The organism is Streptomyces sp. NPDC096339 (assembly GCF_044762985.1).
GTDB lineage: Bacteria > Actinomycetota > Actinomycetes > Streptomycetales > Streptomycetaceae > Streptomyces.
In genome coordinates, this window is sequence record NZ_JBIWFI010000029.1 from 79,233 (window position 1) to 105,015 (window position 25,783).

The window sequence follows — 25,783 nt, forward strand, 5'->3', positions numbered from 1 at the left end:
CGTGGATTTCGGCTTCGGGGCGAAGGACGAGGAACTGCGAGGCCACGCCCGGGCGTGGCTGACGGAGCACCTCGTCGGCCCGTACGCGCAGGCGGTCGGCCTCGGCGGACCGGGCAGCGAGCACGAGGAGGTCGGCGCCCGGCGCGCGTGGGAGCGCGAGCTGGGCCGCGGGGGCTGGATCGGGCAGGGCTGGGACGCGCCGGAGGGGGCGTACGGGCAGCGGCGGCTCTCGCTGACCGGGCAGGTGGTGTGGGCCGAGGAGTACGCGGCACTGCGCGCGCCCGGCCGGGTCGGCCACATCGGGGAGAACCTCCTCGCGCCGACGCTCATCGCCTACGGCTCCCAGGAGCAGCAGGGCCGCTTCCTCCCCGGCATCGCGGCGGGCGAGGAGCTGTGGTGCCAGGGCTACAGCGAGCCCGGCGCCGGGTCCGACCTCGCCGCGATCCGCACGGCGGCGGTCCGGGACCCGGCCGACGGGCTGTACCGGGTCACCGGCCAGAAGATCTGGACCTCGCTCGCGCAGGACGCCGACTGGTGCTTCGTCCTGGCCCGCACCGAGCCGGGCTCGCGCCGCCACCGGGGGCTGTCGTTCCTCCTCGTACGGATGGACCAGCCGGGGCGGGTCGAGGTGCGGCCCATCCGCCAGATGTCGGGGACCTCGGAGTTCAACGAGGTCTTCTTCGACGGGGCGGTCGCGGCCGAGGTCGTCGGCGCGGAGGGCGAGGGCTGGGGCGTGGCCATGGGGCTGCTCGCGCTGGAGCGCGGGGTCTCGACGCTGGTCCAGCAGATCGGTTTCGCGGCCGAGCTGGAGCGCGTACTGGCCTCGTACGCGGCGTCCGGCGCGGCGTCCGGCGCGGGCGATCCCGTGCTGCGGGACCGGCTCGTGCGCCAGTGGGCGGAGCTGCGCACCATGCGGTGGAACGCCCTGCGGACGCTGGGCGCCGAAGGGGATCCGGGGGCCCCGAGCGTGGCCAAGCTGCTGTGGGGCGGCTGGCACAAACGGCTCGGCGAGCTCGCGGTCGAGGTGCGCGGCGCGGCGGCGACGGCCGGGCCGACCGCGACGCCGTGGGAGCCCGGGCTCCCGTACGAGCTCGGGCTCGACGAGGAGCAGCGGCTGTTCCTGTTCACCCGTGCCGACACGATCTACGGCGGTTCGGACGAGATCCAGCGGAACATCATCGCCGAGCGCGTGCTCGGCCTGCCTAAGGAGTCGCGGTGAGAGGCGTCGTATTCGACGGCAAGCAGGCGCAGGTGGTCGATGACCTGGAGATCCGGGACCCGGGGCCGGGGGAGGTGCTGGTCGCGATATCGGCGGCCGGGCTGTGCCACAGCGACCTCTCGGTGATTGACGGGACGATCCCCTTCCCGCCGCCGGTCGTCCTCGGCCACGAGGGCGCGGGGGTGGTGGAGGCGGTCGGCTCCGGGGTCACGCACGTGGCGCCGGGGGACCACGTGGCGCTGTCCACGCTGGCCAACTGCGGGGCGTGCGCGGACTGCGACCGGGGGCGGCCCACGATGTGCCGCAAGGCGATCGGGATGCCGGGGCAGCCCTTCTCGCGGGGCGGGAAGCCGCTGTTCCAGTTCGCGTCCAACTCGGCCTTCGCGGAACGCACGATCGTCAAGGCCGTGCAGGCCGTGAAGATCCCGGCGGACATCCCGGCGACCTCGGCGGCGCTGATCGGCTGCGGGGTGCTGACGGGTGTGGGCGCGGTCCTGAACCGGGCCCGCGTGGACCGGGGCGAGTCGGTGGTCGTCATCGGCACCGGCGGGATCGGGCTGAACGTGCTCCAGGGCGCGCGGATCGCGGGGGCGACCACCATCGTGGCGGTCGACGCGAACCCGGCGAAGGAGGCGGTGGCCCGGCAGTTCGGGGCCACGCACTTCATCGACGCGTCGGCGGTGGCGGACTCCTCGGCCGCGGTGAAGGAGATCCTCCCGACCGGGGCGGACCACGCCTTCGAGTGCGTGGGCAACGTCAAGCTGATCCGCCAGGCCGTCGACCTCCTGGACCGGCACGGGCAGGCGATCCTGCTCGGCGTGCCCGGCTTCAAGGAGGAGGCGTCCTTCCAGGTCTCCTCGATGTACCTCGACAAGACCATCATGGGCTGCCGGTACGGCTCCTCGCGCCCGCAGCGCGACATCGCGCTCTACGCGGAGCTCTACCGGCAGGGCAGGCTGCTGCTGGACGAGCTGGTCACGGAGGTCTACCCGGTCGAGGACTTCGCGAAGGCCGTCGACGACGCCCACCACGGGCGGGTGGCGCGGGGCGTGCTGACCTTCTGAGGGGCCGGGCCCGGCCCGGAAACGACGAAGCTCCCCCGCCGGCGGGTGGTCGTTCCCGCCGGCGGAGGAGCTGTCGACCGCATCGACGTCAACCGAAAGTCAACGTCGGTGTCGGTGTCGGTGTCGACGTCAGCGTCAGTCGAGGACGTCGGGGATCGGCTCGGTGTTGCTGCGCTGCAGCGCAGCCCCGGAGCCGGTGCTCGCGCCGAGCGCCCAGTCCATGAGCGCCATCGCGTCCGCGTAGCGCTCCTCGTCGTTCAGCACGACGCCGATGACGGTCTTGCCGTTGCGGGTCGCGGCGAAGACGAGGCACTTGCCCGCCGTGCTGCCGGTGCCGGTCTTGACGCCGATCGCACCCGGGTACGCGTAGCCGGTGGGACGCTCGCGGATGAGCAGGTTGGTGTTGTACCAGGTGGCGTCGGTGGAGGTGCCGCCACTGCTGTACGACGTGGCCTTCACGATCGCCTGGAACGTGGTGCTCCGCATCGTGTTCTTCGTCAGCTTCGCGAGGTCGAGCGGGGTCGTGAGGTTGTTGCCGGTCGGCGAGATGCCATCGAAGGAGTCGTAGGTGGTCCCGGTCATGCCCAGGGCCTTCGCCTTCGTGTTCATCTGCGCGATGAAGTCCTTGGTGCGCTCCGCCGTGGTCGCGCCCTTGCCGAAGGTGTCGGCGAGCGCGTAGGCCGCGTCGCAGCCCGACGGCAGCATCAGGCCGTAGAGGAGCTGACGGACGGTCGGCGTGGCGCCGGCCTTCAGGTGGGCGGTGCTCGCGCCTTCCCGGACGACGTAGTCCAGGTATTCCTGCTGGATGGTGACCTTCTTGTTGAGGTCCACACCGGGCGTTCCGATGATCACGGCGGCCGTCATGATCTTCGTGGTGCTCGCGCCCTGCCGCTTGACGTCGCCGTACTTGCTGCTGAGCGTGGCCCCGGTGGTGCCGTCGATCAGGATCGCACCGGCGGCGGTGTTCGGAGGCGCGGCGACCGGCGCGGCCGACGCGGCCGGTACGGCGGCGACGAGCAGGGCCCCCGTGGCGACGCCGACGGCGACTGCGCCACGCGCGCGGCGCATCATGTTCACAATCAAGCCAAATCCCCCTGGAGTAGTGGAAATCGAGAGGCCGGGACGACAGGTGGGTCCCTCGGCCCCCGGGGGGAGCTTACGCATCGGTAGCCTGGTTTGCAGGAAGGCGGGTGCTCAGGCGCTGAACCGCCCGAACCTGCCCTTGTGGAACAGCAGCGGGCCGTCCTCGCCGGCCGCGCCCATGGCCTCGACCCGGCCCACGACGATGAGGTGGTCGCCGCCGGTGTGGACGGCGTGGATCCGGCAGTCGATCCAGGCGGGCACGTCGTCGAGCTGCGGCGACCCGGTGGCGGGGGCGGGGCTGTGGCCCACCCCGGCGAACTTGTCGGCGCCGCTGACGGCGAAGGCCCGGCACAGCTCACCCTGTTCCGCGCCGAGGATGTTCACGCAGAAGACCCCGGCGCGGGCGATGCGGGGCCAGGTGGTCGACGTACGGGCCACCATGAAGGTGACCAGTGGCGGGTCGAGGGAGAGCGAGGCGAAGGACTGGCAGGCGAAGCCGGCCGGCCCGTCCTCCCCCTCGCCCGGCGGGGCCGTGATGACGGTGACCCCGCTGGCGAAGTTCCCGAGCACGGCCCGGAACTCGGCGGGGCTCACCGGGGCGCGTTCGTCCTCCCCGACGGCCCGCAGGTCGGGGCGCGGCAGAACGTCCACGGACTCCGCTTCCGCCGCGGTGGAGGTGGGGGAGCCTACTGACCTGAGGTATCGGACGACGGTGGCCGCCATCCCTGCGTGTCCCATCACATCGAAGATTGAACCTGACGGAGCGTCAGATGGGAAGGTGTGGGACCACCGCGGCCGCCACGTCGCCGCGCCGCCCTGAACTCCCGTGTGACGAACGGGACATGGGGAGCGAACTCCTCGCCTCCGGCGGCGACGCGTCGGTACAGTCGGCGCCGACGGCAGTGTGGCCGCCCCGAGGGAGGCTGGGATGGGGATGGGCAGCGATCTTCGCCGGCGGGCCGAGCGGACGGGGCTGGCCGTGATGGCGGCCGCGGGCATCGTGGTCTCGATCGCCGACACCCTCGGGTGGCTCGACAAAGTGGCCCCCGGAGGCGTCACCAAGCTCACCCTGCTGATCCTGAGCGTGGTCACCGGGACGGTGCTGCTGGAGATAGGACGCCTGGAGTTACTGGACAACGTCCACTCCCAGCTGTCCAGGCTCGACATCGAGGCCATCGCGAAGCGCCAGAGGAGCGAGCACTACAGCGGGGTGGTCCGGGTCCACGGCCGCTTTCCCGTGGAGCTCTTCACCGGGTACGTGGAGACGGCCGCGCGGGAGGTCGTCATCCTGCAGACCTGGATCCCCAACCTGCACGAGTTCAAGCACGTGCTGAAGCAGGCCCTCGTCGACCGGCAGGTACAGGTACGCATCCTGCTGCTGCTCCCTTCCTCCCAGGTGGCCGGATTCCGCGACGAGGCACTGGCCGCCGCGGAGGGCCGCCCGCCGGAGGCCGACGTGAACCTGGACGTCCGGCACTGCCTGAGCAGCCTGGCCGCACTCCACGGATCCCTCCGGCCCGAGCACCGGGAGCGGCTGCGGGTGAAGGTGTACAACTCCCTCCCCTCGATTGCCGTGTACAAGGCCGACGAGCACTACCTCGTCAGCTCCTTCCTGCACGGTCGGCTCGCCATCCAGTGCACCCAGACCGAGATCGACGGGGACGACACGGTGATGGGCGCAGAGGTCCGGCAGGAGCTGGCGACGCTGTGGCGCATCGGCCTCGAAGTGGATCTCGGCGACTTGCAGGGGTGGCTCGGCAGCAACGGCATGTGACGTGGTGAGCGGGTAGGCGGCGAGAACGAAAGGCGAGGCAGGCACCATGCGAGAACTGGACCGTTTCGAGGACGAACTGATCGAACGCTTCAAAGGGCACCCGGTACTGGCGAACATCGGGCGGCTCTCGGACGAGGACTTCGGCGAGGTCCTGCTCCAGCGGCGGTTCCTCTCGATCGCCTTCACCCCGGCCTACGACCTGGCCATCGACCTGCTGCGCGACGAGGTCGGCCTGCGGATCGCACGGGTCATCCTGCGCGAGGAGTATCCGGACGGCCAGGGATACACGCCCTCGCACCGCGAGGACATGAAGCAGGACATCCTCAGGCTCGGCGTCTCCCGGGACGCCCTCGTCCGGACGCGGCCCACCGCCGAGACCAGGCAGGCCATCGACGCGACCTTCGACCTCATCGCCGACGCGGGTGCCCAGGACGACGCCGACCTGCGACTGCTGACGATCCTGCGGTTCTGGGGCGAGGTCCTGGTCTCCGTCGAGTACGGCCGGCTGTGGGAGCGGATGGAACCGCGCATGGGGCGCGAGGGCGCGAACCGGTCCCGCTTTTACTACCCGCACCACCTCCACGACGCCAAGCGGAACTCGCTGGAGACGGTCTCCCTGCTGTCCACGACCCATCCCGACCGGTTGGCGAGGCGGCTCGGCGAACTGCTCGCGGGCGGGGCGGCGGACGACTGCTTCAGGGAAGCCGAGGAACGTTCCCTGCAGCTGAAGGCGGCCTTCTACGACCAGTTCCGGGGCCTGCCCTCCCTCCAGGGCGCCCCCGCCACGGCCGGGTCGGTACCTCCACTCGGGTGAAGCCCCCGTCCGGCGGGCGGCGGGTACGTACTCCCGTGCGCGGTGTTCGGCATCGTGTCGGGCGCACCCGAATCCTCACCACCCTGGGAGACCCGCCCATGCTCGGCACCGACTTCCGCACCGGATCACCCAACTGGCTCGACCTCGGCAGCCCCGACGTCGACGCCTCCGCCGCGTTCTACCGGTCCGTCTTCGGCTGGGACTTCGTATCCGCCGGGCCCGACGCCGGCGGGTACGGGTTCTTCCAGGTGGCGGGGAAGACCGTGGCAGCGGTCGGACCCCTCACCGAGGGCGGCGCGGCTTCCGCTTGGATGCCGTACTTCCAACCCGAGAACATCCGCGTCACGGCTCGGGCCGTCGGGGACGTGGGCGGTACGGTGCGCGCGCAGCCCATGGACGTGATGGGCGAGGGCTGGATGGCCCAGTTCACCGACCCGCAGGGCGCGCAGTTCGCGTGCTGGCAGCCGGGGAAGACGGCCGGGCTGGAGCTGACGTCCGCGGTGAACAGCCTGGTGTGGGTGGAACTGCACGTCCCCGACCCGGCTTCGGCCATCGCCTTCTACTACGGGCTCTTCGGCTGGCGGCACGAGGAGATGCAGACACCCGGCATGACGTACCGGGTGCTGAGCACCGCCGAGGGGGACAAGCAGCAGACGTCCTTCGGGGGGATCGCACCCCTTGGCGAGGGTGCGGGCGGGGCGTCGAACATGCTGCCGCGCTGGGTGCCGTACTTCAACGCGGCCGATGTGGACGCCGCCGCCGTGGCGATCGAGGGCAACGGCGGTGAGGTGCTGATGCCCGCGGTGGACGTGCCCGGCGTCGGCCGCATCGCGTGGGGCTCGGACCCGGCGGGAGCGGTGTTCGCGCTGCTGAAGCCGGACCCGCAGATGTAGGGGCCCTGCCCGTTCCCGGCTCAGCGCCCGAGGTACTTGGGTGTGCGGCGTTCCACGAAGCTCGCCACGCCCTCGTTCGCGTCGGCGGTGGCCATGTTGATCTCCTGAGCGGTGGCCTCGGCGGCCAGTGCGGTCGCCCGGTCACCGTCCAGTGAGGCGTTCACGAGCTGCTTCGTCATGGCGATGGCCCGGGTCGGACCCTGGGCGAGACGCTCGGCCCACTCGCGGGCGACGGCCTCCAGGTCCTGGGACGGGACCACCTTGTTGACCAGGCCGAGGCCGGCGGCTTCGGCGGCGGGGAGGGCGTCGCCGAAGAACATCAGCTCCTTGGCCTTCTGCGGGCCGACGAGTCGGGGGAGGAGGTACGCGCCGCCGCCGTCGGGAACGAGGCCGCGGCGGACGAACACCTCGATGAAGCGGGCGGTGTCGGCGGCGATGACGAGGTCACAGGCGAGGGCGAGGTGGGCGCCGATGCCGGCGGCCGTGCCGTTGACGGCGGCGATGACCGGCTTCTCGCAGTCGAGGACCGCGGTGATCAGGCGCTGCGCACCGAGGCGGATCATGCGGGCGACGTCCCCCGCCACGCGGTCGGTGCCGCCCGAGGCCGGGGCTCCGCGGAGGTCGGCGCCGGCGCAGAAGCCCTTGCCGGTGGCCGTGATGACCACGGCGCGGACGGCGGGGTCGGCGGAGGCGTCTGCGAGCAGGGTGATCACGCGTTCGCGTTGGTCCCAGGTGAGGGCGTTCATGGCGTCGGGGCGGTTGAGGGTGATCCAGGAGACGTTGTTGTCCGTGCGGTGGAGGATGGTCGCGTCCTGGGCCTCGGTCATCTTTTGAACTCCCGTTCGGGGGTGGGTGGATGGTCGGCGGATCGGCGGATCGGCGGTCGAGTGGTGGGGCCGCGGTGGGGCGCTGCGCGGAGCTGGTCCCCTCCCCGCCCTTTCTCCGTTTCCCGGGCTCCGCCCGGACCCGTTCCGGGGGCTCCGGCCCCAGACCCCCGCGCCTCAAACGCCGGCGGGGCCTGGTTTTCCCCGGCGGGGCTGGTTGGCGGACGGCAGCAGCCCAATCCAGCCCCGCCGGCGTTTTGAGGCGCGGGGCCCGGGCGGAGCCCCGGTGCCGCGGAGCGGCATTTCGGCGCCCGGCTAACGACAGATGGCAAGGGCGTCCAGCGCCACCGCCCCCTGGCCCCGGGGGAGGACCATCAGGGGGTTGATGTCCAGCTCGGAGAGCTCGTCGCCCAGTTCCAGGGCCATCCGCTGGATGCGGAGGACGACCTCCACCAGTGCGTCCACATCCGCCGGCGGCGCCCCCCGCACCCCCTCCAGCAGCGCGTGCCCGCGCAGTTCGCCGAGCATCGCCCGCGCCTGGTCCTCGCCGAACGGCGGCACGCGGACCGCCGCGTCCCGCAGGACCTCGACGAGTACCCCGCCGAGCCCGACGGTGACGGTCGGGCCGAAGAGTTCGTCCTGGGTGACGCCCACGACCATCTCCACGCCCCGCTCCACCATCTGGCAGACCAGGATGCCGTCCAGCGGGACGTTCTCGTAACGCGCGATGTCCGTGAGCTCGCGGTACGCGTCGCGGATCTGGCTCGCCGAGGTGAGGCCGATCTTGACCAGTCCCAGTTCCGTCTTGTGGGCAAGCTGCGGCCCCGAGGCCTTCATGACCACGGGATAGCCGACCAGGCCCGCCGCCCTGACCGCCGCCGCCGCGCTCGTCACGAGCTGCTCGCGCGGGACCCGTATCCCGTACGCCCGCAGCAGCTGCTTCGCCGCGTGCTCGCTGAGCTGCTGGCCCGGGCGCATGAGGGCCTGCGCCTTGCGGTAGGAGGGGGACGGGGTCCGCGGGGCGTCCTCGAAGGGGGAGCGGTACCCGGCGGTGAAGCGGTGGTGGCCGAGGTAGGCCCGTACGGCGGTGATGCAGTTGCCGAACGTACGGAAGGTGGCCACGCGGGAGGAGCCCAGGAGGGTGGTGCGGTAGGCCTCCTCGGTGCCGACGGGGGAGCCCCAGATCACGCAGATCAGCTTGTCCGTGGCCTCGGCGGCGTCCACCAGGTCCTGGGCGAGCCTGTCGCTCATCGGGGGGAAGGGGCCGGTGATCGGGCAGATCAGGACGCCGACGGAGGGGTCGGCCAGGATCGCATCGATGATCTTGCGGCCGCGCCAGTCGCCGACCGGGTGGCCGCCGTTGTCGACGGGGTTGGCGACGTTCAGGTACTCCGGGATCCACTGGTGGAGCTCGTCCTGCTTGGCCTGGGAGAGGGTGGGGAGCGAGAGGCCCGCCTCCGTGGCCAGGTCCGAGAAGTGGGCTCCGGTGCCGCCGGAGATGGAGTACACGACGACGCCGTCGGCCTTCGGCTTCCGGGCCCGGGCGAGGAGGGCGGCCGTGTCCTGGAGCTCGTCCAGGCCGTCCACCCGGATGACGCCGAACTGGCGCATGGCGGCGTCCACGACGGTGTCCGCGCCGGTCAGCTTCCCGGTGTGGGAGGCGGCCATACGGGCGCCGGTCTCGGTGCGGCCGACCTTGACGGCGACGACGGGGACCCCGTTGCGCGCGGCCCGGTCGGCGGCCAGGAGGAAGGAGCGGCCGTCCTTGAGCCCCTCGACGTAACAGGCGATGGCGCCGACCTCGGGCTGCTCGGCGAAGTACGAGATGAAGTCGGCGGTTTCGAGGTCCGCCTCGTTGCCCGTCGGCGCCCAGTGGGAGAGGCGGATGCCGAGCTCCTGGAGGGTGTAGACGGGCCGGCCCTGGTGGCCGGACTGGGTGATCAGCGCGATCGCCGGTCCGTCGAGGTCGTCGCGGAACCTCTCGAAGGCGTTGAGGTTGGTGTTGGGGCCGAGGAGGCGCAGGCCCGAGCGCTGGACGGCGGCGGCCAGGCGGTCCTGGGCGGCCGCGCCCGCGTCGCCGGTCTCGGCGAAGCCGGAGGCGAAGGCGACGGCGAACTTGACCTTCGTCTCGGCGAGTTCCTCGATGACGGGGAGGGGGTCGCCGACCAGGAGGACGGCGAGGTCCACCTGTTCGGGCAGGTCGGCCACGGAGGCGTGGCAGGGCAGTCCGAAGACGGTGGTGCGGGTCGGGTGCACGGGATGGATCCGGGCGCCCACGCGCTCCGCCCACGCGATCAGCTGGCGGGTGATACCGGTGTTCGGTTTGCCCTCGGCGTCGGAGGCGCCGACGACGGCCACGGACTCGGGCCGGAAGAACCGGTCCAGGTCGGGCACGTCGGCGTGCAGCGGCCGTCCGCTGACGTCCACCGCGGCCGTGTCCTCGGCGGACGGCGCGGCCGTCGAGTGGACGGCCGTTCTGGGGGACTCCCCGCAGGCCTCGACACGTGCGCGGAAGTCGGTGGTGAGGGTGCCGTGAGTAGATCCAAGCATCGTTCCGCCCGCTCCTGCTCGATGAACATCGATGGAACCTCAAATAACTGACGCGTAGTCAGATTACTGAACTGACGCGCCGTCAGGAACAGGGCTGCGCAGGAAAGGTGGTGGAGGTGATGTGTGGAACGGTCGCAGACCGCTTCGGGGAAGGTCCAGACCCCTTTTCGGTCTCCGCCGGACGGCCGGCCTAGGAACCGAGGAGGCGCTGCACCGCCTTCGCGATCCGCTCCGCGTCCAGGGCCATCTCCCGGAACATCCCGCTGATGGGGTTGGAGAAGCCCGTGAAGTACAGGCCCGGCACCTGCGCCGGCGTGCGGGCGCCGTGCGCGAGGGGGCGTCCGCGCTCGTCCAGGACGTCGAGGTGCCCGACCAGGCCCTCCAGGGCGCGCCGGTACCCGGTGGCCGCGATCACCGCGTCCGGGCCGATCCGCGTGCCGTCCGCCAGGACCACGCCGTCGCCGTCGAAGGAGTCGACGGCGGCCACCGGCTCGACCCGGCCGCCCCGGACGGCGTCGATCAGGCCGACGTCCTGGACCGGGATCGCCCCCTCCTTGACCCTGCTGTACAGGCCGGTGTCGGGGCGCGGAAGTCCGTACGCCGACAGGTCGGGGACGGACGCCTTGGCGGTGAGCCGGCCCAGCCGGTCCACGAGCCGCACCGGCAGCCGTCGTACGAGGATCCCCGTGCGCTGGGCCGGCCAGCCGGCGGTGGAGCGGCGCACGATGTGCGGGACGGTGCGCACGGCGAGCCGCACCCGCCCGGCCCCGCCCTCGACGAGGTCCACGGCTATCTCGGCGCCGGTGTTGCCCACGCCGACGACCAGCACGTCCCGGCCCGCGTACGGCACGGCGTTGCGGTAGTCGGCGGCGTGCAGCAGCTCGCCGGTGTACGAGTCCCGGCCCGGCCAGTCGGGGAGCGCGGGCGTGTGGTTGTACCCGGTGGCGACGACCACGGCCGAGGCCGCCAGCACCCGGCCGCCGGTGGCGTGCAGGGTGAAGCCGTCGTCGTTGCCGTCCGGGTCGGCCGCCCGCTCGATGCGGGTCACCTCGACACCGGTGACGATCTCCAACTCGTGGAACTCGGCGTACTTCTCCAGGTAGCGCACCACGTTGTCGCGGGAGACCCAGCGTCCGAAGCGGCGCGGCATGGCCAGGCCGGGGAGGGCGGAGAGCCGGCGCGTGGTGTGCAGGTGGAGCCGCTCGTAGTGGCGGCGCCACGAGGCGCCGACCTCGTCGGACTTCTCGACGACCACGGCGCGCACCCCGCGGGCCCGCAGCGCGGCGGCGGCGGCGAGCCCGCCGGGACCGCCCCCGATGACGTACACGGGGCGGGGCTGGGTGGTCATGTCGGGTGCTGTGGGGACTGCGGGCATGAGGTGTGAGCGTATCGCCACGCAGCGTTGATGGGTCGCGGACAGGGAGGGAATCGATTGCGGATCGGTTACGGGCCGTTTGACGCGGCGACGCGCCCCGGCCGGTTCGGGGCGGTAGGGGGGCGGTACGGGGGCGGTGTGGGGGGTGACCCCAGGCCGGGCCCGGTACGGCCTTGGCGCCGCCTCGCCCGGGTTCCGGTGCGGCCTCGGTGCGGCCTCGTCCGGGTTCCGGTGCGGCCTCGGCGCGCCTTCGACCCGGCCGGGCCCTTGCGTGATCGCTCCGGATCCGCTGAACTGACGTACCGTCAGATCAATCGAGGGGTGGGAGCTGCGATGCAGACCATCTGGCTCAGCGGCGCCGAATGGCTCGCCGTGCTCCGGATAGGCCTCGGCCTGTGGTGGCTGGAGAGCTGGCGGCACAAGGACAAGAAGGGCTGGTTCGAACGCGGCACCGGCATCGCCTGGGCCGCCGACGTCGCGGGCAAGCACCGCTGGGCCTTCGTGAAGGGCGGCTTCGAGTCGGTCGTCGCGCCGCGCCCCAAGCTGATGGCGTACATCGTCGTCTACGCGGAGCTGGCCCTCGGGCTCGGTCTCGTACTCGGCTTCCTCACGCCGATCGCGCTGGTCGGCGGGCTGCTGCTCAACCTGCTCTACCTGGTGCTGATGATCCACGACTGGGCCGAGCAGGGGCAGAACGCGATGATGGCGCTCATCTCGCTCGTCGCCCTCTTCGCCATGGCCTGGCAGACATGGTCCCTCGACGCGGCGATCGGACTCTTCGTATGAACACCGTGCGGTACGACCTCCCCGAGGCGGACGACTTCACCCGGCCCTACTGGGACGCGGCCGCGGAAGGCCGCCTCCTGCTGCGGCGCTGCGCCGACTGCGGGCGGGCGCACCACTACCCGCGCGAGTTCTGCCCGTTCTGCTGGGCCGGCGAGGACCGCGTCTCCTGGGAGGCGGCGAGCGGCGGCGCGACCCTCTACACCTGGTCGGTGATCCACCGCAACGACCTGCCGCCCTTCGGTACCCGCGTCCCGTACACGGCGGCGGTGGTCGACCTGGCGGAGGGCCCCCGGATGATGACCGAGGTGGTGGACTGCGAGGCGGCGGACCTGCGCATCGGGATGCCTCTGACCGTCACCTTCCGCGAGGCGGCGGAGGGCCTGGCGGTACCGGTGTTCCGCCCGTCGGCCTGACGGGGGCGCGGCTCCGGTCCGTCGCCGCACTCACTCCACGCCGAGGTCCTCGCGCATGGCGTGCCGCATGGCGCGGAGGTGGTCCCACACCCGGTGCTGGTCCCGGGCCGCGCTCTCCATCGACTCGCCCGGCCCGGGCTCGCCGCGTTCGAGGCGCTTGACCTGGCCGTAGAGCCGGCTGAGGGCCTGGTTGGCCTCGCTCGCCGGGGCGAGCACCGTGTCGGGGGCGATCATCTGCGCCTCGGAGTACCGGTCACGCTGGGCGTCGCGGGCCTCGTCGAGTGCCACGCGGTCGGCGTCCTCCACGGTGCGCTCCCGCATGACGTGCAGGTGCTTGTTGAGCGCGGTGGTGAACTGGCGGGCGTCCCGGTTGAGTTCCACGTAACAGGTGCGCCGCAGTACGAGCTGCTCGCGCATCTCCTCGTGGCCGCGCAGGAGTTCTATTTCCCGGCGTTTGACACGCTCGGAGCCGCGCTGGGTGAGGATCGCGCCCCCCAGGGTCCCCGCTACGCCCACCACCGCAATGACCACCGAACCGATTTCCACGAAATCACCCTACGGCCAGAGCAGTTCGCGCTCCCAGAGACCCGCGACCGTACGCCGATACCGCAGCCGGACGTGCCTGCGCGCGGCGTCGCCCTGGAAGAACTCCACCTCGGCCGGGTCGAGTACGTACCGCGTCCACGTCGGAGCCGGCGCGTCCGGCTCGGCCCCGGCCCGCTCCCACGCGGCCTGCGCCACCCGCGCCAGCTCCTCCACGGAACCGAGCACCTCGCTCTGCCGCCCCGTGAGCGCGGCGGCGAGGGCCCCGCGCGAGCGCACCGACAGGTCCGCCCGACTCTCCTGCGGCCCGCACGCCGTCACCCGGCCCCGGATCCGCACCTGCCGCGCCACGGCCGGCCAGTAGAACCCGAGCGCCGCCTCCGGCTGCCCGGCCAGCTGCCGCCCCTTGGCACTGGTGGCGTGCGAGGCGAAGTGCCAGCCCCGCGCGTCGGCGTCGTGCAGCATCAGCGTCCGTACGTCGGGCCGCCCCTGCGCGTCCACGGTGGCCAGGCTCATGGTGTGCGGCTCGGGCTGGCCCGCCTTGGCGGCCGCCACGAACCACTCCCGGAACAACGGCAGCGGCTCGTCGGGCGCGGCGGAGGTGTCGAACCCGGGGAGCGGGGAGTCCCACACGCGCAGGGAGTGCAGCGTCTCGCGGAACTCGTCGGCGGTCGTCGTTCCGCTGGTCTCGCTCGTCCCGCTGCTCTCGCTCGTCATACGGCCAGGCTACGTGGGCCCGCTCGCGATCCAGATCGATTTGCGGGGGCGGGGAGCCTGGGCGGGGCGGAGGGGAACAGTCGGCCGGGACGTGTGGTGGCGGTGCCCCGGCCGGTCGGGAGTCAGTGAGGGTTGGGGGTTTCCCGTCAGTCCCATCGTCCTTCCGCGTCGGGCCGGCCTGTCAAGGGCGCTCCTCCTTCGTCGTCGCGTCGCTGCGCGATCGCCTTCGGCGACCCTTGACAGACCGTCCCGCCACGGAAAGACAAGGACTGCCGGGAACCCCCCAAAGGAACGGGCCGGGCCAGAGATCCCAAGACGGGCCGACAGAAATGCCCGACCCGGTCGAGGACTCACCCCTCCTCGGCCCCTCCAGAGCACCGGCCGGGCCGGGCAGGCGGCCACACCCCCCGAAACCCCCACCACAAGAGCCTGAGCGGGAGGAAGGGCGCCACAAATCGCTACGCGCTCCTCGACGACGGCGTCTGACGACCGTCTGGGGCTGGTCACGCCCCAGATCGCTACGCGCTCCTCTTTGACGGCGTCCGACGGCTGCCGTGGGCTGGACATAAGCCGCCTACACCCTTGAATCGTCCTCCATGACGGCGTCCGACGGCTGTCGAGAGGAGAGCAGGAGCCGGACGGCGGCCATTTCGGGCTGCCTTCGGGTCACAGCGAGTATCAGCCCCGGACGGGGGTCAGTCGCGGTCGTCGAGAAGCGCGTAGCGATCGTGGGCGGCTTATGACCAGCCCGAAGAGGCCGTGGGCGCCGTCAGGGAGGAGCGCGTAGCGATCTGGTGCGTGACCAGCCCCTGGCGGGTCGCAGACGCCGAGACGTGAGGAGCGCGTAGCGATTTGATGCGCCCTTCCTCCCGCTCAGGCTCTTGTGGTCGACCTTTGGAGGGGTGTGGCCGCCTGTGCGGCCCGGAGGGCGGGGTGGGGGGCCCGAGGTGGGGCCCGCTGGGCGGGAGCCTGGTCGGGCGTTGCTGTGGGCCCGTTTTGGAATCTCTGGCCCGGCCCGTTCCTTTGGGGGGTTCCCGGCAGTCCTTGTCTTTCCGTGGCGGGACGGTCTGTCAAGGGCGGCCGAAGGCCGTCGCGCAGCGACGCGACGACGAAGGAGGAGCGCCCTTGACAGGCCGGCCCGAAGCGGAAGGACGATGGGACTGACGGGAAACCCCCAACCCTCACTGACTCCCGACCGACCGGGGCACCGCCAAACCCAGGTCCCGACCCGCTGTTCATCCTCCACGCCTCCGGGGCTCCCCGCCCCGCACCCCGCACGGTCCAGGCCCCGGAACAGTGAGGCACCCCCCACCTCACCCCCGCCCCAGCACCACCGTCCCCGACGAGCAGAACCAGCCGCCCGTTCCGGAGGCGACCGCCACCTCCGGGAGGTGGCCGCCGCGCTTGGTGACCTGGCCCGCGCCCGCTTCGCCGCGGAGTTGGCGGACCGCTTCGACCAGCAGGAAGAGGCCGCGCATGCCCGGGTGGCAGGCGGAGAGGCCGCCGCCGTCCGTGTTGACCGGGAGTTCCCCGTCCCGCAGCAGGCGGCCCTTCTCCACGAAGGCGCCGCCTTCGCCCTTGGCGCAGAAGCCGAGGTCCTCCAGGGTCACCAGCGTCATGTAGGTGAAGGCGTCGTAGATCTCCGCGAGGTCCACGTCGGCCGGAGTGAGGCCCGCCCGCTCGAAGGCGAGGCGGCCGGAGACGGCCGCCGGGGAGACCGTGAAGTCCTCCCACTCCGACATGGTGGTGTGGGAGACGGAGGTGCCGGAGCCCAGGATCCAGACGGGGGTCTTGGCGGTGTCCGGAACGTAGTCCTCGGCGGCCAGGAGCACCGCGCAGCCGCCGTCCGAGCGGATGCAGCAGTTCAGCTTCGTGAAGGGGTCCGCGATCATCTCGGAGGACAGGACCTCGTCGACGGTCAGCGGCTCGCGGAACATCGCGTCCGGGTTGGTGGCCGCGTTCGCCCGGGCCTGCACCGCCACCGAGGCGAGTTGTTCGAGCGTGGTCCCGTACTCGTGCATGTGGCGGCGGGCGGCCATGGCGTACTTGGAGATCAGCGTGTGGCCGTACGGGACCTCGAACTGCAGCGGTCCCCGCGCCCCGAAGGAGAGGTTCGAGGTCCGGCGGCGCGCCTTGATGTCGGCCCGGGCCGTGGATCCGTAGACCAGCAGCACGGCGTTGGCGTGTCCCGCGGCGATCGCGTCCGCCGCGTGGGCCGCCATGACCTCCCAGGTGGAGCCGCCCACGGAGGTGGAGTCGACCCAGGTGGGGCGCAGGCCCAGGTACTCGGCGACCTCCACCGGGGCGAGCGTGCCGAGGCCGGCCGAGGCGAAGCCGTCGATGACGGAGCGGTCGAGCCCCGAGTCGGCCAGGGCGCGGCGGGCCGCCTGCGCGTGGAGGGCGTACGGGGTCGGGCCGTCCACCCGGCCGCAGTCCGAGAGGGCGACGCCGACCACGGCGACCCTGCGGCGGGGGCGGGATCCGGGACGGGATTCGGGTCCAGGTGTGAGTCCAGGCATGAAGGGAAGGTACATCTGACGTAGTGTCAGTTTCTAGAGCTGCCGCCGGCCCAACACGCGGCTCCCGCCCCCTGTGCATCCGTCGTCGCCCGTCCTAATATGACGGCCCGTCAGATACGCCCCCAGCGGCCGCTGGGAGGTGCCCCCGGGAGGAGCCCGACGATGGATGCCGCCTTCACCGCGGAGCAGGACGAGATACGCCGTACCCTGCGCGAGATCCTGGGCAAACGCTGCGGCCCCGACGAGGTCAAGGCCGCCGTCCGCACCGCCGAGGGGTACGACCGTGAGCTGTGGCAGCAGCTCGCCCAGCAGCTCGGGCTGCCCGGCATCGCCGTCGCCGAGGAGTACGGCGGGGTCGGCTGCACCCCCGCCGACCTGGCCCTGGCCTGCGAAGAGACGGGGCGGGCCCTGCTGCCCTCCCCGCTGCTGGCCACGGCCGCGCTGTGCACGCCGCTGATCGCCACCCTCGGTACGCCCGCCCAGCGCTCGGCGCTGCTGCCGCCGCTGGCGGCCGGCACCCTCACCGCCGCCCTCGCCGTCCCCGGCCCGGCCCTGGCCACCGCGCTCGCGCTGACCGGCGACAACGCGGCCGGGCCGTGGTCCGGCGGCGGCCGTGCGGGTGGGGTCCAGGCCCGCGCCGCGGAGGACGGAGCCGGCTGGCGGCTCTACGGGGAGGTGCCCCAGGTGCTCGACGGGCACAGTGCGGGCCTGCTGCTGGTCGCCGCGCACGCCGGAGGGTTCGCGCGCAGCCGCACGCTGCTGTTTCTCGTACGGCAGGACGCGCCCGGCCTCGTACGGTCGCGGCAGACCACCCTGGACGAGACCCGCCCGCAGGCCAGGATCCAACTGCGCGAGGTGTCGGCCGAGTTGCTCGGCGACTTCGGTGAACCCGGCGACCTCGGCGGCGGCGACGGATCCGAGGTGCTCGCCGCCCTCGCCGCCACGGGCCGTACCGCCTCCGCCGTGCTCGCCGCCGAGGCGGTCGGCGCGGCGGGGCAGGCGCTCGCCCGCACCGTGGACTACGTGCGGCAGCGCGAGCAGTTCGGCCGGGCCGTCGGATCCTTCCAGGCGGTCAAGCACCGGCTCGCCGACCTCTACGTACGCGTGCAGGCGGCCCGCTCGGCGGCCTACTACGCGGCCTGGGACCCGGAACAGGGCGCCCTCGCCCTCGCCCAGGCGCTGGAGACCCTGCGGGTGACCGCCGGCGAGGCCATCCAGCTCCACGGCGGCATCGGCTTCACCTGGGAGCACGACGCGCACCTGTACTTCAAGCGGGCGGCGGCCGACGAGCTGCTGTTCGGCCCCGTCCACAGGCTGCGGGCGTACGCCGCGGACCGTGCGGAGCTGTTCACCCCCCACCCCGGAAAGGTGGCCGTCTGATGGCTACGGCTATGGCTCTCGGCGTCAAGGTGATGCAGAAGGTCTCCTCGACCATGCTGTTCGCCAAGATCGCACCGCACTTCATCCCGGCCATGGACAAGGCCGTGCACAAGCTCACCCGCGGCAAGGTGATGCTCAGCGCCCAGATGCTGCCGGGCGTGATCCTCACCGCCAAGGGCGCCAAGACCGGCGAACCCCGCACGACCCCCCTCGCCTGCATGCCGGAAGCCGACGGGGTCAGCTGGGTGCTGATCGGGTCCAACTTCGGCCGGCCCGGCCACCCGGCGTGGACCGGGAACCTGATCAAGCACCCGGACGCGGACGTGAGCTGGCGCGGCCAGGACATCGCCGTACGGGCCCGGCTGCTGGAGGGGGAGGAGCGCGCGGCGGCGTGGCAGGCGGTGTTGAAGTTCTGGCCGCCGTACGCGACGTACCAGGCGCGCATCGAGCGCGAGATCCGGCTGTTCCGCCTGGAGCGTCGCTGATCTCAGGCGGGCGGCACGGTCAGAGCGCGGCCGGGGCGGCGGACCCTCTCGCAGGGCCCGCCGTCACTTGGTCGGCTTCTTGCCGGTGATGCCGAGGTGGACCAGCAGGGCCAGGTTCGGCTTGAGTTCGGCCTGCTTGACGCCCCAGGTCTGGAAGCCCTTCTGGTGCGAGGCGACCGCGGCCAGCATCGCGACCAGGGAACCGGCCATCGCGGCGGGGCTGACGTCCTTGTCGACCTTGCCCTTGGCCTGGAGCTCCTTGACCGACTCCGTCAGGGAGTTGGTGACGGAGTTGAGGATCTTCATGCGGATCTTGTAGAAGCGCTTGTCGCCCTCGGCCGCGCCGAGGTCGACGACCCGCAGGATCGCGTCGTTGCGCCGCCAGAAGTCCAGGAAGCCCTCGACGAGCTCCTCGGCGGCAGCCCAACCGGATTTGCCGACCCAGGTGCGGCCCTCGACCAGTGAGGTCAACTGCGCGCCTTCGGTCGCCATTTGCTCGGCGATCTCCAGGACGGCGCCTTCGACGTCCGGGAAGTACTGGTAGAAGGTCGCGGGGGAGGTACCGGCCTTGCGGGCGACATCGATCACTTTGACGTCGCGGTACGGCGAGGAGCTGAGCATCTCGCTGAGGCAGTCGAGCAGCTTCTGCCGCGTCGCTTGGCCGCGCCGGCCGGCGACACGCCCGTCGACGGTGCGTACTTGTCCTGTCATGCCGTCAGCTTACCGAGGGGTGATCGGCGCGCTATTCGGCCGCCTGCAAATGGGGTTATGGGGTCCCTGGCCTGGCCGGAAAGCGGATTTGAGAGGCTTTGGCGGTGGATTCCCGCCGGGGATGAATTCCGGTGGGCCCCCGGGCGGGTCTCCTGACGGGTTCCCTGACGGGTTCCCGGGCGAGTTCCCGGGTGGGTTCCCGGGCCGGCCTCCGGCAGCTGCTCCGGCCGGTGCTCCGGCAGGCCTTGCGGCAGCGCCTCCGGCTGGTGCTCCGGCAGGCCTTGCGGCAGCGCCTCCGGCAGGTCGTCGGCAGGTTCCGGTGAGTCATCCGGTGGGTCGCCCGGTTGCTCTGTGTTTCCCCCGAATAGTCTTATCAACAGGCTGTGGACAAGTTTTCGGGCGGATCATGGCCTTGAGAAGTGGGACAGGTGGGAGAGGTGGGACCGAACGCACCCCCGCACAACGGAAGGAACCGGGCTCATGGCCGCATTCGCGGAAGGCGCACCCTGCTGGGTCGACGCCTCGCTTCCGGACGTCGAGGCGGGCAAGCGCTTCTACGGTGAGCTCTTCGGGTGGACTTTCGGCGACAGCGCGGGAGCCGAGTACGGCCACTACACCCAGGCCTACAGCCGCGGCCGCAACGTCGCCGCACTCGCCCCCAAGCCCGACGGCCGGATGCCCACCGTATGGGGGATCTACCTCTACACCACCGACGCCTACGCCTGCGCCCAGCGCATCCGGGCCGCCGGCGGCCACATGGTCATGGACCCGATGCCCGTGGGCCCGTACGGGACCGCCGCGATGGCCGCCGACCCCGGCGGGGCCGTCTTCGGCCTCTGGCAGCCCGGCACCCACCACGGCTTCGAGGCCCAGAACGAGCCGTACACGTATTGCTGGAGCGAGGTCTACACCCGGGCCCGCGACGCCGTCGACGTCTTCTACGCCAAGGTCTTCGGCTACGTCCCGGAGGACCAGAACGACGACGAGGCCGGCATCGAGTACCGCGTCTGGTCCCCGCCCGGCAAGGCGCCCGGCAGCGACACCGCCGTGCTGGGCCGCAGCCTGATCACCGACGCGTTCCCGGACATCATGCCCGCGCACTTCCTCGCGTACTTCGCCGTCCCCGACTGCGACCAGTCCGTCGCGACCGTCCAGCGCCTCGGCGGCCGGATCACCGCCGATCCCGTCGACACCCCGTACGGCCGCATCGCCGTCGTCGCCGACAATCAGGGGGCGGTCTTCGGGCTCCTCTCGGAACCCCGGACGCGACTGGGTTCGTGACGAGTGGGCCATCCCACCCCGCCCGGCACGCCGTGCAGGGGCCGGACCAGGCGCGGGCCTGACAGAATCGGGGTTGCGCGACCCGGGCGGCGCCCGGAGTGAGACGCTGCACGGGGCACGGCCCCGTACCGGTGGAAGCGGGCCCGGAGCGTGGGTCCGTACGGGGATGTGAAGGGGCGAGTGGTGGAGCAGCTGACGCAGCACGACCCGAGACGGATCGGCCCCTTCGAGGTGCTGGGACGGCTCGGCGCCGGCGGCATGGGGCTGGTCTATCTCGCACGGTCGGCGTCCGGACGGCGCGTCGCGATCAAGACGGTGCGCACCGAGCTGGCAGAGGACCAGCTCTTCCGCGTGCGGTTCACCCGCGAGGTCGAGGCGGCGCGCGCCGTGTCCGGTTTCTACACCGCGGCCGTGGTCGACGCCGACCCGCGGGCCGCCGTGCCGTGGCTGGCCACCGCGTACGTGCCGGCGCCCTCCCTGGAGGAGATCGTCAACGAGTGCGGGCCCATGCCCGCCCAGGCCGTACGGTGGCTCGCGGCCGGCATCGCCGAGGCGCTGCAGTCCATCCACGGGGCCGGCCTGGTCCACCGCGACCTGAAGCCGTCCAACGTGCTCGTCGTCGAGGACGGCCCGCGCGTGATCGACTTCGGGATCGCCAGCGGGGTCTCCAACACCCGCCTGACCATGACGAACGTCGCCGTCGGCACCCCCGCCTACATGTCGCCGGAGCAGGCGAAGGACTCGCGCAGCGTCAAGGGCGCCAGCGACGTCTTCTCCCTCGGCTCCACCCTCGTCTTCGCCGCCACCGGGCACCCGCCCTACCACGGGGCGAACCCGGTGGAGACGGTGTTCATGCTGCTGCGCGAGGGCCCGAACCTGGAGGGCCTCCCCGACGAGCTGCGGCCGCTGATCGACTCCTGCATGCAGATGGACGCCACGCAGCGCCCGACCCCCGCCGACCTGCAGGCGCAGCTCGCCCCGCACCTCTTCGAGGGCGACGACGAGAGCGGCACCGCCTCGGCGTGGCTGCCCGGGCGCGCGGTCGCGATGATCGAGGCCCGGCGGGCGGGGAACCGTACGGCTCCGACCACCTCCCTGAACCCGCCGCGCCCCGCACCGGACCGCCGGCCCGGTGCGGACCCGCGGCCGGGTGGGGACCCGCGCCCCGGTGCCGGTTCCGGCGCGCGTTCCGACGAAGCCACGCACCGCCGCCCGCGCGGCGCCGACTCGTGGGTGGACCCGCGCACCGGGCAGGCCCTGCCGCAGCGCCCGGACCGCCCGCCGATGAACCCGGTGTCCTCGGGCGAGCCCGTCCGTCTCGGCGGCTCCCCGGTGCCGATCGGGCCCGGGCCGCGGGCGACCGCCTCGGCCCCGGCCACGCACGCCTCGGCCGCGGACTCCGCGACCGGCTGGGTCCGCCCGCCGGGCGGTTCGGCGGCGGCCGCGCCCTCGGGCGTCGTCGTACCGACCCCGAGCGCGGCCCCGGACAGCGGGCGCTGGCGGCCGTGGCGCTTCCGCATGTCGAACGAGGTCTGGGGCACCCCGACCGTCGCGGGCGACCTGCTCTACGTCACCTCCTTCGAGGTGCACGCCCTGGACGTTGCGAGCGGCCGGCGCCAGTTCAAGACCCGGGACGTGGCCTGGGCCATGGCCGTCGACGGTGGCCGCATCCACGCCTCCGACGGGCCCTCGCTCTACGCGCTCGACGCCAAGGACGGCTCGGAGCGGTGGCGGCTGTCCACCGAGGCCTGGGCGTACGCCGTGCGCGCCGAGCGGGGCACGGTCGTCACCGCCACGCGCGGTGGCGGCGTACAGGGCTGGGAGGCCTCCAGCGGGCAGCAGCTGTGGCAGCTGAGCGGCGCCCAGACCGACTTCGAGACCCCGGAGGCGGCGCCCGTCCTGCACGACGGCACCGTGTACGTGTGGCAGGACGCCCGGCTGCGGGCGCTGGACGCCCGCAGCGGCCGCGAGTCCTGGTCGTACCCGGTGGGCGACGCCGGCTCCTGCGGCAACGTCCCGGTGCGGGTCACGCCCGGCCCCGACGGCAACGTCTACGTGGCGGCCGGCACCCGCGTGCTGTCCGTGGACCGGGCCTCGGGCCGGGTCCGCTGGCACTTCGAGGCCCCCGCGGTCTTCCTGGCGCCTCCGGCGTTCGCGCCGGGCGCGGCGGTCACGGGCGGCGGGGTGTACCTCGTCGACTACCTCGGCACGGTGTACGCCCTGGACGCGGTGACCGGTCAGGACCGCTGGCGCATCGCGACGGAGGCGCGCTCGTCCACCGATCCGGTCGTGGTCGAGGCCGGGAACATCCACCTGGGTGCGGGCAGCGCGCTGTACACGCTCGACGCGGTCACCGGCACCCCGAAGTGGCGGTTCGCGGCGGGCGGCGAGATCACGGGCATGCCGGCGGTCGCCGACGGCCGGGTGCACTTCGGTTCGGCCGACCACTGCCTGTACACCCTGGACGCGGCGGGCGGCCAGCTCCGCTGGAAGCTGGCCACGGGAGGCGAGATCACGGGCGCCCCGGTGGCCGAGGCGGGCGTGGTCTACGCGTGCAGCAAGGACCGCTGCGTGTACGCCCTGGACGCGGCGAAGGGGACGGGTACGCGTACGTCCGCATGACGGGCTTCCGGCCCCGCCGGGTAGCGCACGGCACCGGGAGTGACAGGATGGACCCCATGAGCAACGTTTACTTCGACATCAGCATCGACGGCGCCCCCGCCGGCCGCATCGTCTTCAACCTCTTCGACGAGGTCGTCCCGAAGACGGCCCGCAACTTCCGCGAGCTGGCCACCGGCCAGAACGGCTTCGGCTACGCGGGCTCCGGCTTCCACCGCGTCATCCCGCAGTTCATGCTGCAGGGTGGTGACTTCACCAACCACAACGGCACCGGTGGCAAGTCCATCTACGGCGAGAAGTTCGCCGACGAGAACTTCGACCTGAAGCACGACCGCAAGTACCTGCTGTCGATGGCGAACGCCGGCCGCAACACCAACGGCTCGCAGTTCTTCATCACCACGGTCCTGACCCCGTGGCTGGACGGCAAGCACGTCGTCTTCGGCGAGGTCGTCGAGGGCTCGGAGATCGTGGACCAGATCGAGAAGCTGGGCTCCCCCTCCGGCGCCACCCGCGCCAAGATCGAGATCGCGGCTTCGGGCGTCGTCGAGGCCTGATCCACACCCGGCCAGACCGGCCTGCCGGCCCCTGCCCCCTCACCGGGGGCCGGGGCCGCAGCCGTTTCCGGAGCCGTTTCCGGGGGCGTTTCCGGGGGCGCCGACCGTGTGCCGTCAGCCCGCCGGGGTGAACTGGCCGGTGCCGACCACCTTGAGGAGCGCCAGGCGCTCGGCGGTGTCGCTGCCCACGGGCGGGGTGTACAGGACCACGCGCTGGTCGCCCTCCGGCGCGAGCAGGACCTGGCAGTCCAGCTCGACCGGCCCGATCAGCGGGTGCAGCACCCGCATGCGGGACGCCCTGCGCACGGAGACCTCGTGCAGCTCCCACAGGGCGGTGAACTCCTCGCCGGTCCCCTTCAGCCGCTCCACCAGGCGCGCCGCGGCCGGGTCGCCCGCGCGCCGGCCCACGGCCGCCCGCAGGTCGGCCACGTGCAGCCGGCTGTAGTACTCGTGCTCCTCCGGCGGGTACGCGGCGCGCTGGGCGGCCGGGTCGGCGAACCAGCGCCAGGCCACGTTGCGGCCGTGCTCGGACACCGTGCACACCCCGCCCAGCAGTGCCTCGGCCATCGGGTTCTGGGCCAGGACGTCACCGAGGTCGCCGAGCACCTGCACGGGCGTGCCCGGGAGCTGGTCCAGCAGGTGCATCAGTCCCGGGCCGACGTGGTCGCCCGAGGTCCGGGCGGCGGGCGGGCGGCGGCCGGCGAGGAGGTGGAGGTGGTCGCGTTCGTCGTCGGACAGGCGCAGGGCCCGCGCCAGCGCGGCGAGCATCTCCGGCGAGGGCTGCGGGCCGCGGGCCTGTTCGAGGCGGATGTAGTAGTCGGCCGACATGCCCGCCAACTGGGCGACCTCCTCGCGGCGCAGGCCCGGCGTGCGCCGTCGGGGGCCGACCGGCAGCCCGGCGTCCTGGGGCCTTACCCGCTCGCGGGAGCGGCGCAGGAAATCGGCGAGTGCCTCACGGTCGATCTTCATACGGTCATCCTGCCGGACGGTCAGGTGCCCAACCAGGGACTGCCGATCCCAGGGTAAGGAGGGCTCTCCCGGCCCCTTCCGGGCGGCGGCACCGTTGGTCGGGCCGGAGCGAGAACGCCCCGGCCGACACCACCGCAGACACCGGGAGCACTCCATGGCCATCGTCGACGTCAACGGCGCGCAGGTCCACTACGAGAAGACCGGCTCGGGCCCCGCCCTGGTCCTGGTCCACGGCACCGGATCGGCCGGCGCGGCCCTCAACTGGGGTCAGACCGCGCCCCGGTTCGCCCCGCACCACACCGTGATCACCCCCGACCTGTCCGGCACCGAGGCGACCGTGGACGACGGCGCCCCGCTCACCGCCGAGGGCCTCGCCGCCCAGGTCATCGCCGTCATCGAGGACGCGGTGGACGCGGCGGACGGGCCGGTCGACCTGCTGGGCTTCTCCATGGGCTCCACCGTTGCCGCCACCGTCGCCGCCCTGCGCCCCGACCTCGTACGACGGCTGATCCTGGTCGCCGGCTGGGCCCACACCGACAGCGACGAGTACCTGCGCAGCCTCTTCACCCTCTGGCAGGACCTGGGCACCTCCGACCCCGCCTCCTTCGGCCGCGCCGTGGCGATGACGGGCTTCAGCCGAGGCTTCCTGAACGCCATCGGCCGCGAGGCGTTCGAGGCCCTCATCCCCAACATGCAGCCCACCCCGGGCACCCTTCGCCACATCACCTACGACCTGCGCGTGGACATCCGGCCGCTGCTGCCCCGCATCGAGGCCCCCACCCTGGTGATCGGCGGCACCCAGGACATCACGGTCCCGGTCCAGCACAGCCGCGCCCTGCACGCCGCCATCGCGAACAGCTCGTACGCCGAGATCGACGCGGGCCACGTCATGCTCTTCGAGCAGGAGGACACCTTCGTCAAGCTCGTGAGCGACTTCATCGTGTGAACCGCGTGAACCGCGTGAACCGCGTGAACCGCGTGAACCGCGTGAAGTCCGCGACGCAGGCGTCGTACGCCCCGGCGGCGCGCCCGACACAGGCCCCCGGCCCGGCCGCGAGGGTGAGGGAGGCGGTCGTGGTGGGCGGGGGCGGTACGGACAGCCGCAGTTCGGCCCCCTCCACCCGGACCCCCACCGCGGCGAGGGCCTGCGTGATCCGGGCGGTGAGCGGTCCGCCCGCCGCATCCAGGGAGCCGGCGGTCACGGGCGCGG

General features: G+C 72.5%; 24 protein-coding genes. 13 read left to right on the forward strand and 11 right to left on the reverse strand.

Annotation, left to right across the window (positions count from 1 at the left end; all coding sequences use genetic code 11):
- The first annotated feature begins 1 nt into the window (after position 1).
- Together ACIQ5Y_RS29210 and ACIQ5Y_RS29215 are read left to right on the forward strand one after the other, a co-directional pair.
- On the forward strand, positions 2-1,219 hold the full coding sequence (locus tag ACIQ5Y_RS29210) for an acyl-CoA dehydrogenase family protein (protein ID WP_403886824.1): 1,218 nt from the start codon (positions 2-4) through the stop codon (positions 1,217-1,219).
- Complete coding sequence (locus ACIQ5Y_RS29215) at positions 1,216-2,283, forward strand: Zn-dependent alcohol dehydrogenase (RefSeq protein ID WP_403886827.1); 1,068 nt, start codon at positions 1,216-1,218, stop codon at positions 2,281-2,283. The genes ACIQ5Y_RS29210 and ACIQ5Y_RS29215 overlap by 4 nt, the downstream gene beginning before the upstream one ends.
- A gap of 135 nt (positions 2,284-2,418) precedes the next feature.
- Here ACIQ5Y_RS29215 and ACIQ5Y_RS29220 read toward each other — a convergent pair whose 3' ends face one another.
- Both ACIQ5Y_RS29220 and ACIQ5Y_RS29225 read right to left on the reverse strand, forming a co-directional pair.
- Entirely contained in the window at positions 2,419-3,354 is a 936-nt protein-coding gene (locus ACIQ5Y_RS29220; protein ID WP_403886921.1) for a D-alanyl-D-alanine carboxypeptidase family protein, read from the reverse strand.
- Between the two features lie 123 nt (positions 3,355-3,477).
- Entirely contained in the window at positions 3,478-4,104 is a 627-nt protein-coding gene (locus ACIQ5Y_RS29225) for a flavin reductase family protein (protein ID WP_403886830.1), read from the reverse strand.
- A 196-nt stretch (positions 4,105-4,300) separates the two neighbouring features.
- Between ACIQ5Y_RS29225 and ACIQ5Y_RS29230 the strand changes: the two genes are divergently transcribed.
- From ACIQ5Y_RS29230 to ACIQ5Y_RS29240, 3 genes are all read left to right on the forward strand, one after another.
- On the forward strand, positions 4,301-5,140 hold the full coding sequence (locus ACIQ5Y_RS29230; protein WP_403886832.1) for a hypothetical protein: 840 nt from the start codon (positions 4,301-4,303) through the stop codon (positions 5,138-5,140).
- Between the two features lie 46 nt (positions 5,141-5,186).
- Positions 5,187-5,954: a hypothetical protein gene (locus ACIQ5Y_RS29235; protein ID WP_403886835.1), complete on the forward strand. Its 768-nt coding sequence runs from the start codon at positions 5,187-5,189 to the stop codon at positions 5,952-5,954.
- A gap of 98 nt (positions 5,955-6,052) precedes the next feature.
- Entirely contained in the window at positions 6,053-6,847 is a 795-nt protein-coding gene (locus tag ACIQ5Y_RS29240; RefSeq protein WP_403886838.1) for a VOC family protein, read from the forward strand.
- A gap of 20 nt (positions 6,848-6,867) precedes the next feature.
- On the opposite strand, the gene ACIQ5Y_RS29245 is transcribed toward ACIQ5Y_RS29240, so the two are convergent.
- From ACIQ5Y_RS29245 to ACIQ5Y_RS29255, 3 genes are all read right to left on the reverse strand, one after another.
- Positions 6,868-7,674 (reverse strand): enoyl-CoA hydratase/isomerase family protein, encoded by an 807-nt coding sequence (locus ACIQ5Y_RS29245; RefSeq protein WP_403886841.1) that lies wholly within the window; start codon positions 7,672-7,674, stop codon positions 6,868-6,870.
- 312 nt (positions 7,675-7,986) lie between these two features.
- Positions 7,987-10,221, reverse strand: coding sequence for an acetate--CoA ligase family protein (locus ACIQ5Y_RS29250; protein ID WP_403886844.1), 2,235 nt, complete (start codon positions 10,219-10,221; stop codon positions 7,987-7,989).
- A gap of 190 nt (positions 10,222-10,411) precedes the next feature.
- Positions 10,412-11,596, reverse strand: a complete 1,185-nt coding sequence (locus tag ACIQ5Y_RS29255; RefSeq protein ID WP_403886847.1) for a flavin-containing monooxygenase — start codon at positions 11,594-11,596, stop codon at positions 10,412-10,414.
- Between the two features lie 333 nt (positions 11,597-11,929).
- On the opposite strand from ACIQ5Y_RS29255, the gene ACIQ5Y_RS29260 reads away from it, so the two are divergent.
- Both ACIQ5Y_RS29260 and ACIQ5Y_RS29265 read left to right on the forward strand, forming a co-directional pair.
- Positions 11,930-12,382, forward strand: coding sequence for a DoxX family membrane protein (locus tag ACIQ5Y_RS29260; protein ID WP_403886850.1), 453 nt, complete (start codon positions 11,930-11,932; stop codon positions 12,380-12,382).
- Complete coding sequence (locus tag ACIQ5Y_RS29265) at positions 12,379-12,795, forward strand: Zn-ribbon domain-containing OB-fold protein (protein WP_403886853.1); 417 nt, start codon at positions 12,379-12,381, stop codon at positions 12,793-12,795. The genes ACIQ5Y_RS29260 and ACIQ5Y_RS29265 overlap by 4 nt, the downstream gene beginning before the upstream one ends.
- A gap of 30 nt (positions 12,796-12,825) precedes the next feature.
- Here ACIQ5Y_RS29265 and ACIQ5Y_RS29270 read toward each other — a convergent pair whose 3' ends face one another.
- The 3 genes from ACIQ5Y_RS29270 to ACIQ5Y_RS29280 all read right to left on the reverse strand — a co-directional run bounded on the left by ACIQ5Y_RS29270 (position 12,826) and on the right by ACIQ5Y_RS29280 (position 16,574).
- Positions 12,826-13,341: a hypothetical protein gene (locus ACIQ5Y_RS29270; protein ID WP_403886856.1), complete on the reverse strand. Its 516-nt coding sequence runs from the start codon at positions 13,339-13,341 to the stop codon at positions 12,826-12,828.
- 9 nt (positions 13,342-13,350) lie between these two features.
- Entirely contained in the window at positions 13,351-14,055 is a 705-nt protein-coding gene (locus tag ACIQ5Y_RS29275) for a pyridoxal 5'-phosphate synthase (protein ID WP_403886859.1), read from the reverse strand.
- Between the two features lie 1,313 nt (positions 14,056-15,368).
- Positions 15,369-16,574 (reverse strand): acetyl-CoA acetyltransferase, encoded by a 1,206-nt coding sequence (locus ACIQ5Y_RS29280; RefSeq protein WP_403886862.1) that lies wholly within the window; start codon positions 16,572-16,574, stop codon positions 15,369-15,371.
- A gap of 162 nt (positions 16,575-16,736) precedes the next feature.
- On the opposite strand from ACIQ5Y_RS29280, the gene ACIQ5Y_RS29285 reads away from it, so the two are divergent.
- Both ACIQ5Y_RS29285 and ACIQ5Y_RS29290 read left to right on the forward strand, forming a co-directional pair.
- Positions 16,737-17,954 carry an acyl-CoA dehydrogenase family protein gene (locus ACIQ5Y_RS29285; protein ID WP_403886865.1) on the forward strand — a complete coding sequence of 406 codons (1,218 nt, stop codon included), beginning with the start codon at positions 16,737-16,739 and terminating at the stop codon, positions 17,952-17,954.
- On the forward strand, positions 17,954-18,439 hold the full coding sequence (locus tag ACIQ5Y_RS29290) for a nitroreductase family deazaflavin-dependent oxidoreductase (protein WP_403886868.1): 486 nt from the start codon (positions 17,954-17,956) through the stop codon (positions 18,437-18,439). The genes ACIQ5Y_RS29285 and ACIQ5Y_RS29290 overlap by 1 nt, the downstream gene beginning before the upstream one ends.
- 63 nt (positions 18,440-18,502) lie before the next feature.
- On the opposite strand, the gene ACIQ5Y_RS29295 is transcribed toward ACIQ5Y_RS29290, so the two are convergent.
- Entirely contained in the window at positions 18,503-19,150 is a 648-nt protein-coding gene (locus ACIQ5Y_RS29295) for a TetR family transcriptional regulator (RefSeq protein ID WP_376660656.1), read from the reverse strand.
- Between the two features lie 480 nt (positions 19,151-19,630).
- Between ACIQ5Y_RS29295 and ACIQ5Y_RS29300 the strand changes: the two genes are divergently transcribed.
- From ACIQ5Y_RS29300 to ACIQ5Y_RS29310, 3 genes are all read left to right on the forward strand, one after another.
- The gene (locus tag ACIQ5Y_RS29300; RefSeq protein WP_403886871.1) at positions 19,631-20,431 is read left to right on the forward strand and encodes a VOC family protein; all 801 of its coding nucleotides are present in this window, start codon (positions 19,631-19,633) and stop codon (positions 20,429-20,431) included.
- 180 nt (positions 20,432-20,611) lie between these two features.
- Positions 20,612-23,053, forward strand: a complete 2,442-nt coding sequence (locus ACIQ5Y_RS29305; RefSeq protein WP_403886874.1) for a PQQ-binding-like beta-propeller repeat protein — start codon at positions 20,612-20,614, stop codon at positions 23,051-23,053.
- A 56-nt stretch (positions 23,054-23,109) separates the two neighbouring features.
- A complete protein-coding gene (locus tag ACIQ5Y_RS29310; protein ID WP_403886877.1) occupies positions 23,110-23,604 on the forward strand; it encodes a peptidylprolyl isomerase in 495 nt (164 codons plus the stop codon).
- 114 nt (positions 23,605-23,718) lie between these two features.
- Here ACIQ5Y_RS29310 and ACIQ5Y_RS29315 read toward each other — a convergent pair whose 3' ends face one another.
- Entirely contained in the window at positions 23,719-24,573 is an 855-nt protein-coding gene (locus tag ACIQ5Y_RS29315; protein WP_403886880.1) for a helix-turn-helix transcriptional regulator, read from the reverse strand.
- A 154-nt stretch (positions 24,574-24,727) separates the two neighbouring features.
- On the opposite strand from ACIQ5Y_RS29315, the gene ACIQ5Y_RS29320 reads away from it, so the two are divergent.
- On the forward strand, positions 24,728-25,519 hold the full coding sequence (locus tag ACIQ5Y_RS29320) for an alpha/beta fold hydrolase (RefSeq protein ID WP_403886882.1): 792 nt from the start codon (positions 24,728-24,730) through the stop codon (positions 25,517-25,519).
- On the opposite strand, the gene ACIQ5Y_RS29325 is transcribed toward ACIQ5Y_RS29320, so the two are convergent.
- Entirely contained in the window at positions 25,509-25,775 is a 267-nt protein-coding gene (locus ACIQ5Y_RS29325) for a hypothetical protein (protein ID WP_403886885.1), read from the reverse strand. The two genes, ACIQ5Y_RS29320 and ACIQ5Y_RS29325, sit on opposite strands and share 11 nt — an antisense overlap.
- Positions 25,776-25,783: the final 8 nt, after the last annotated feature.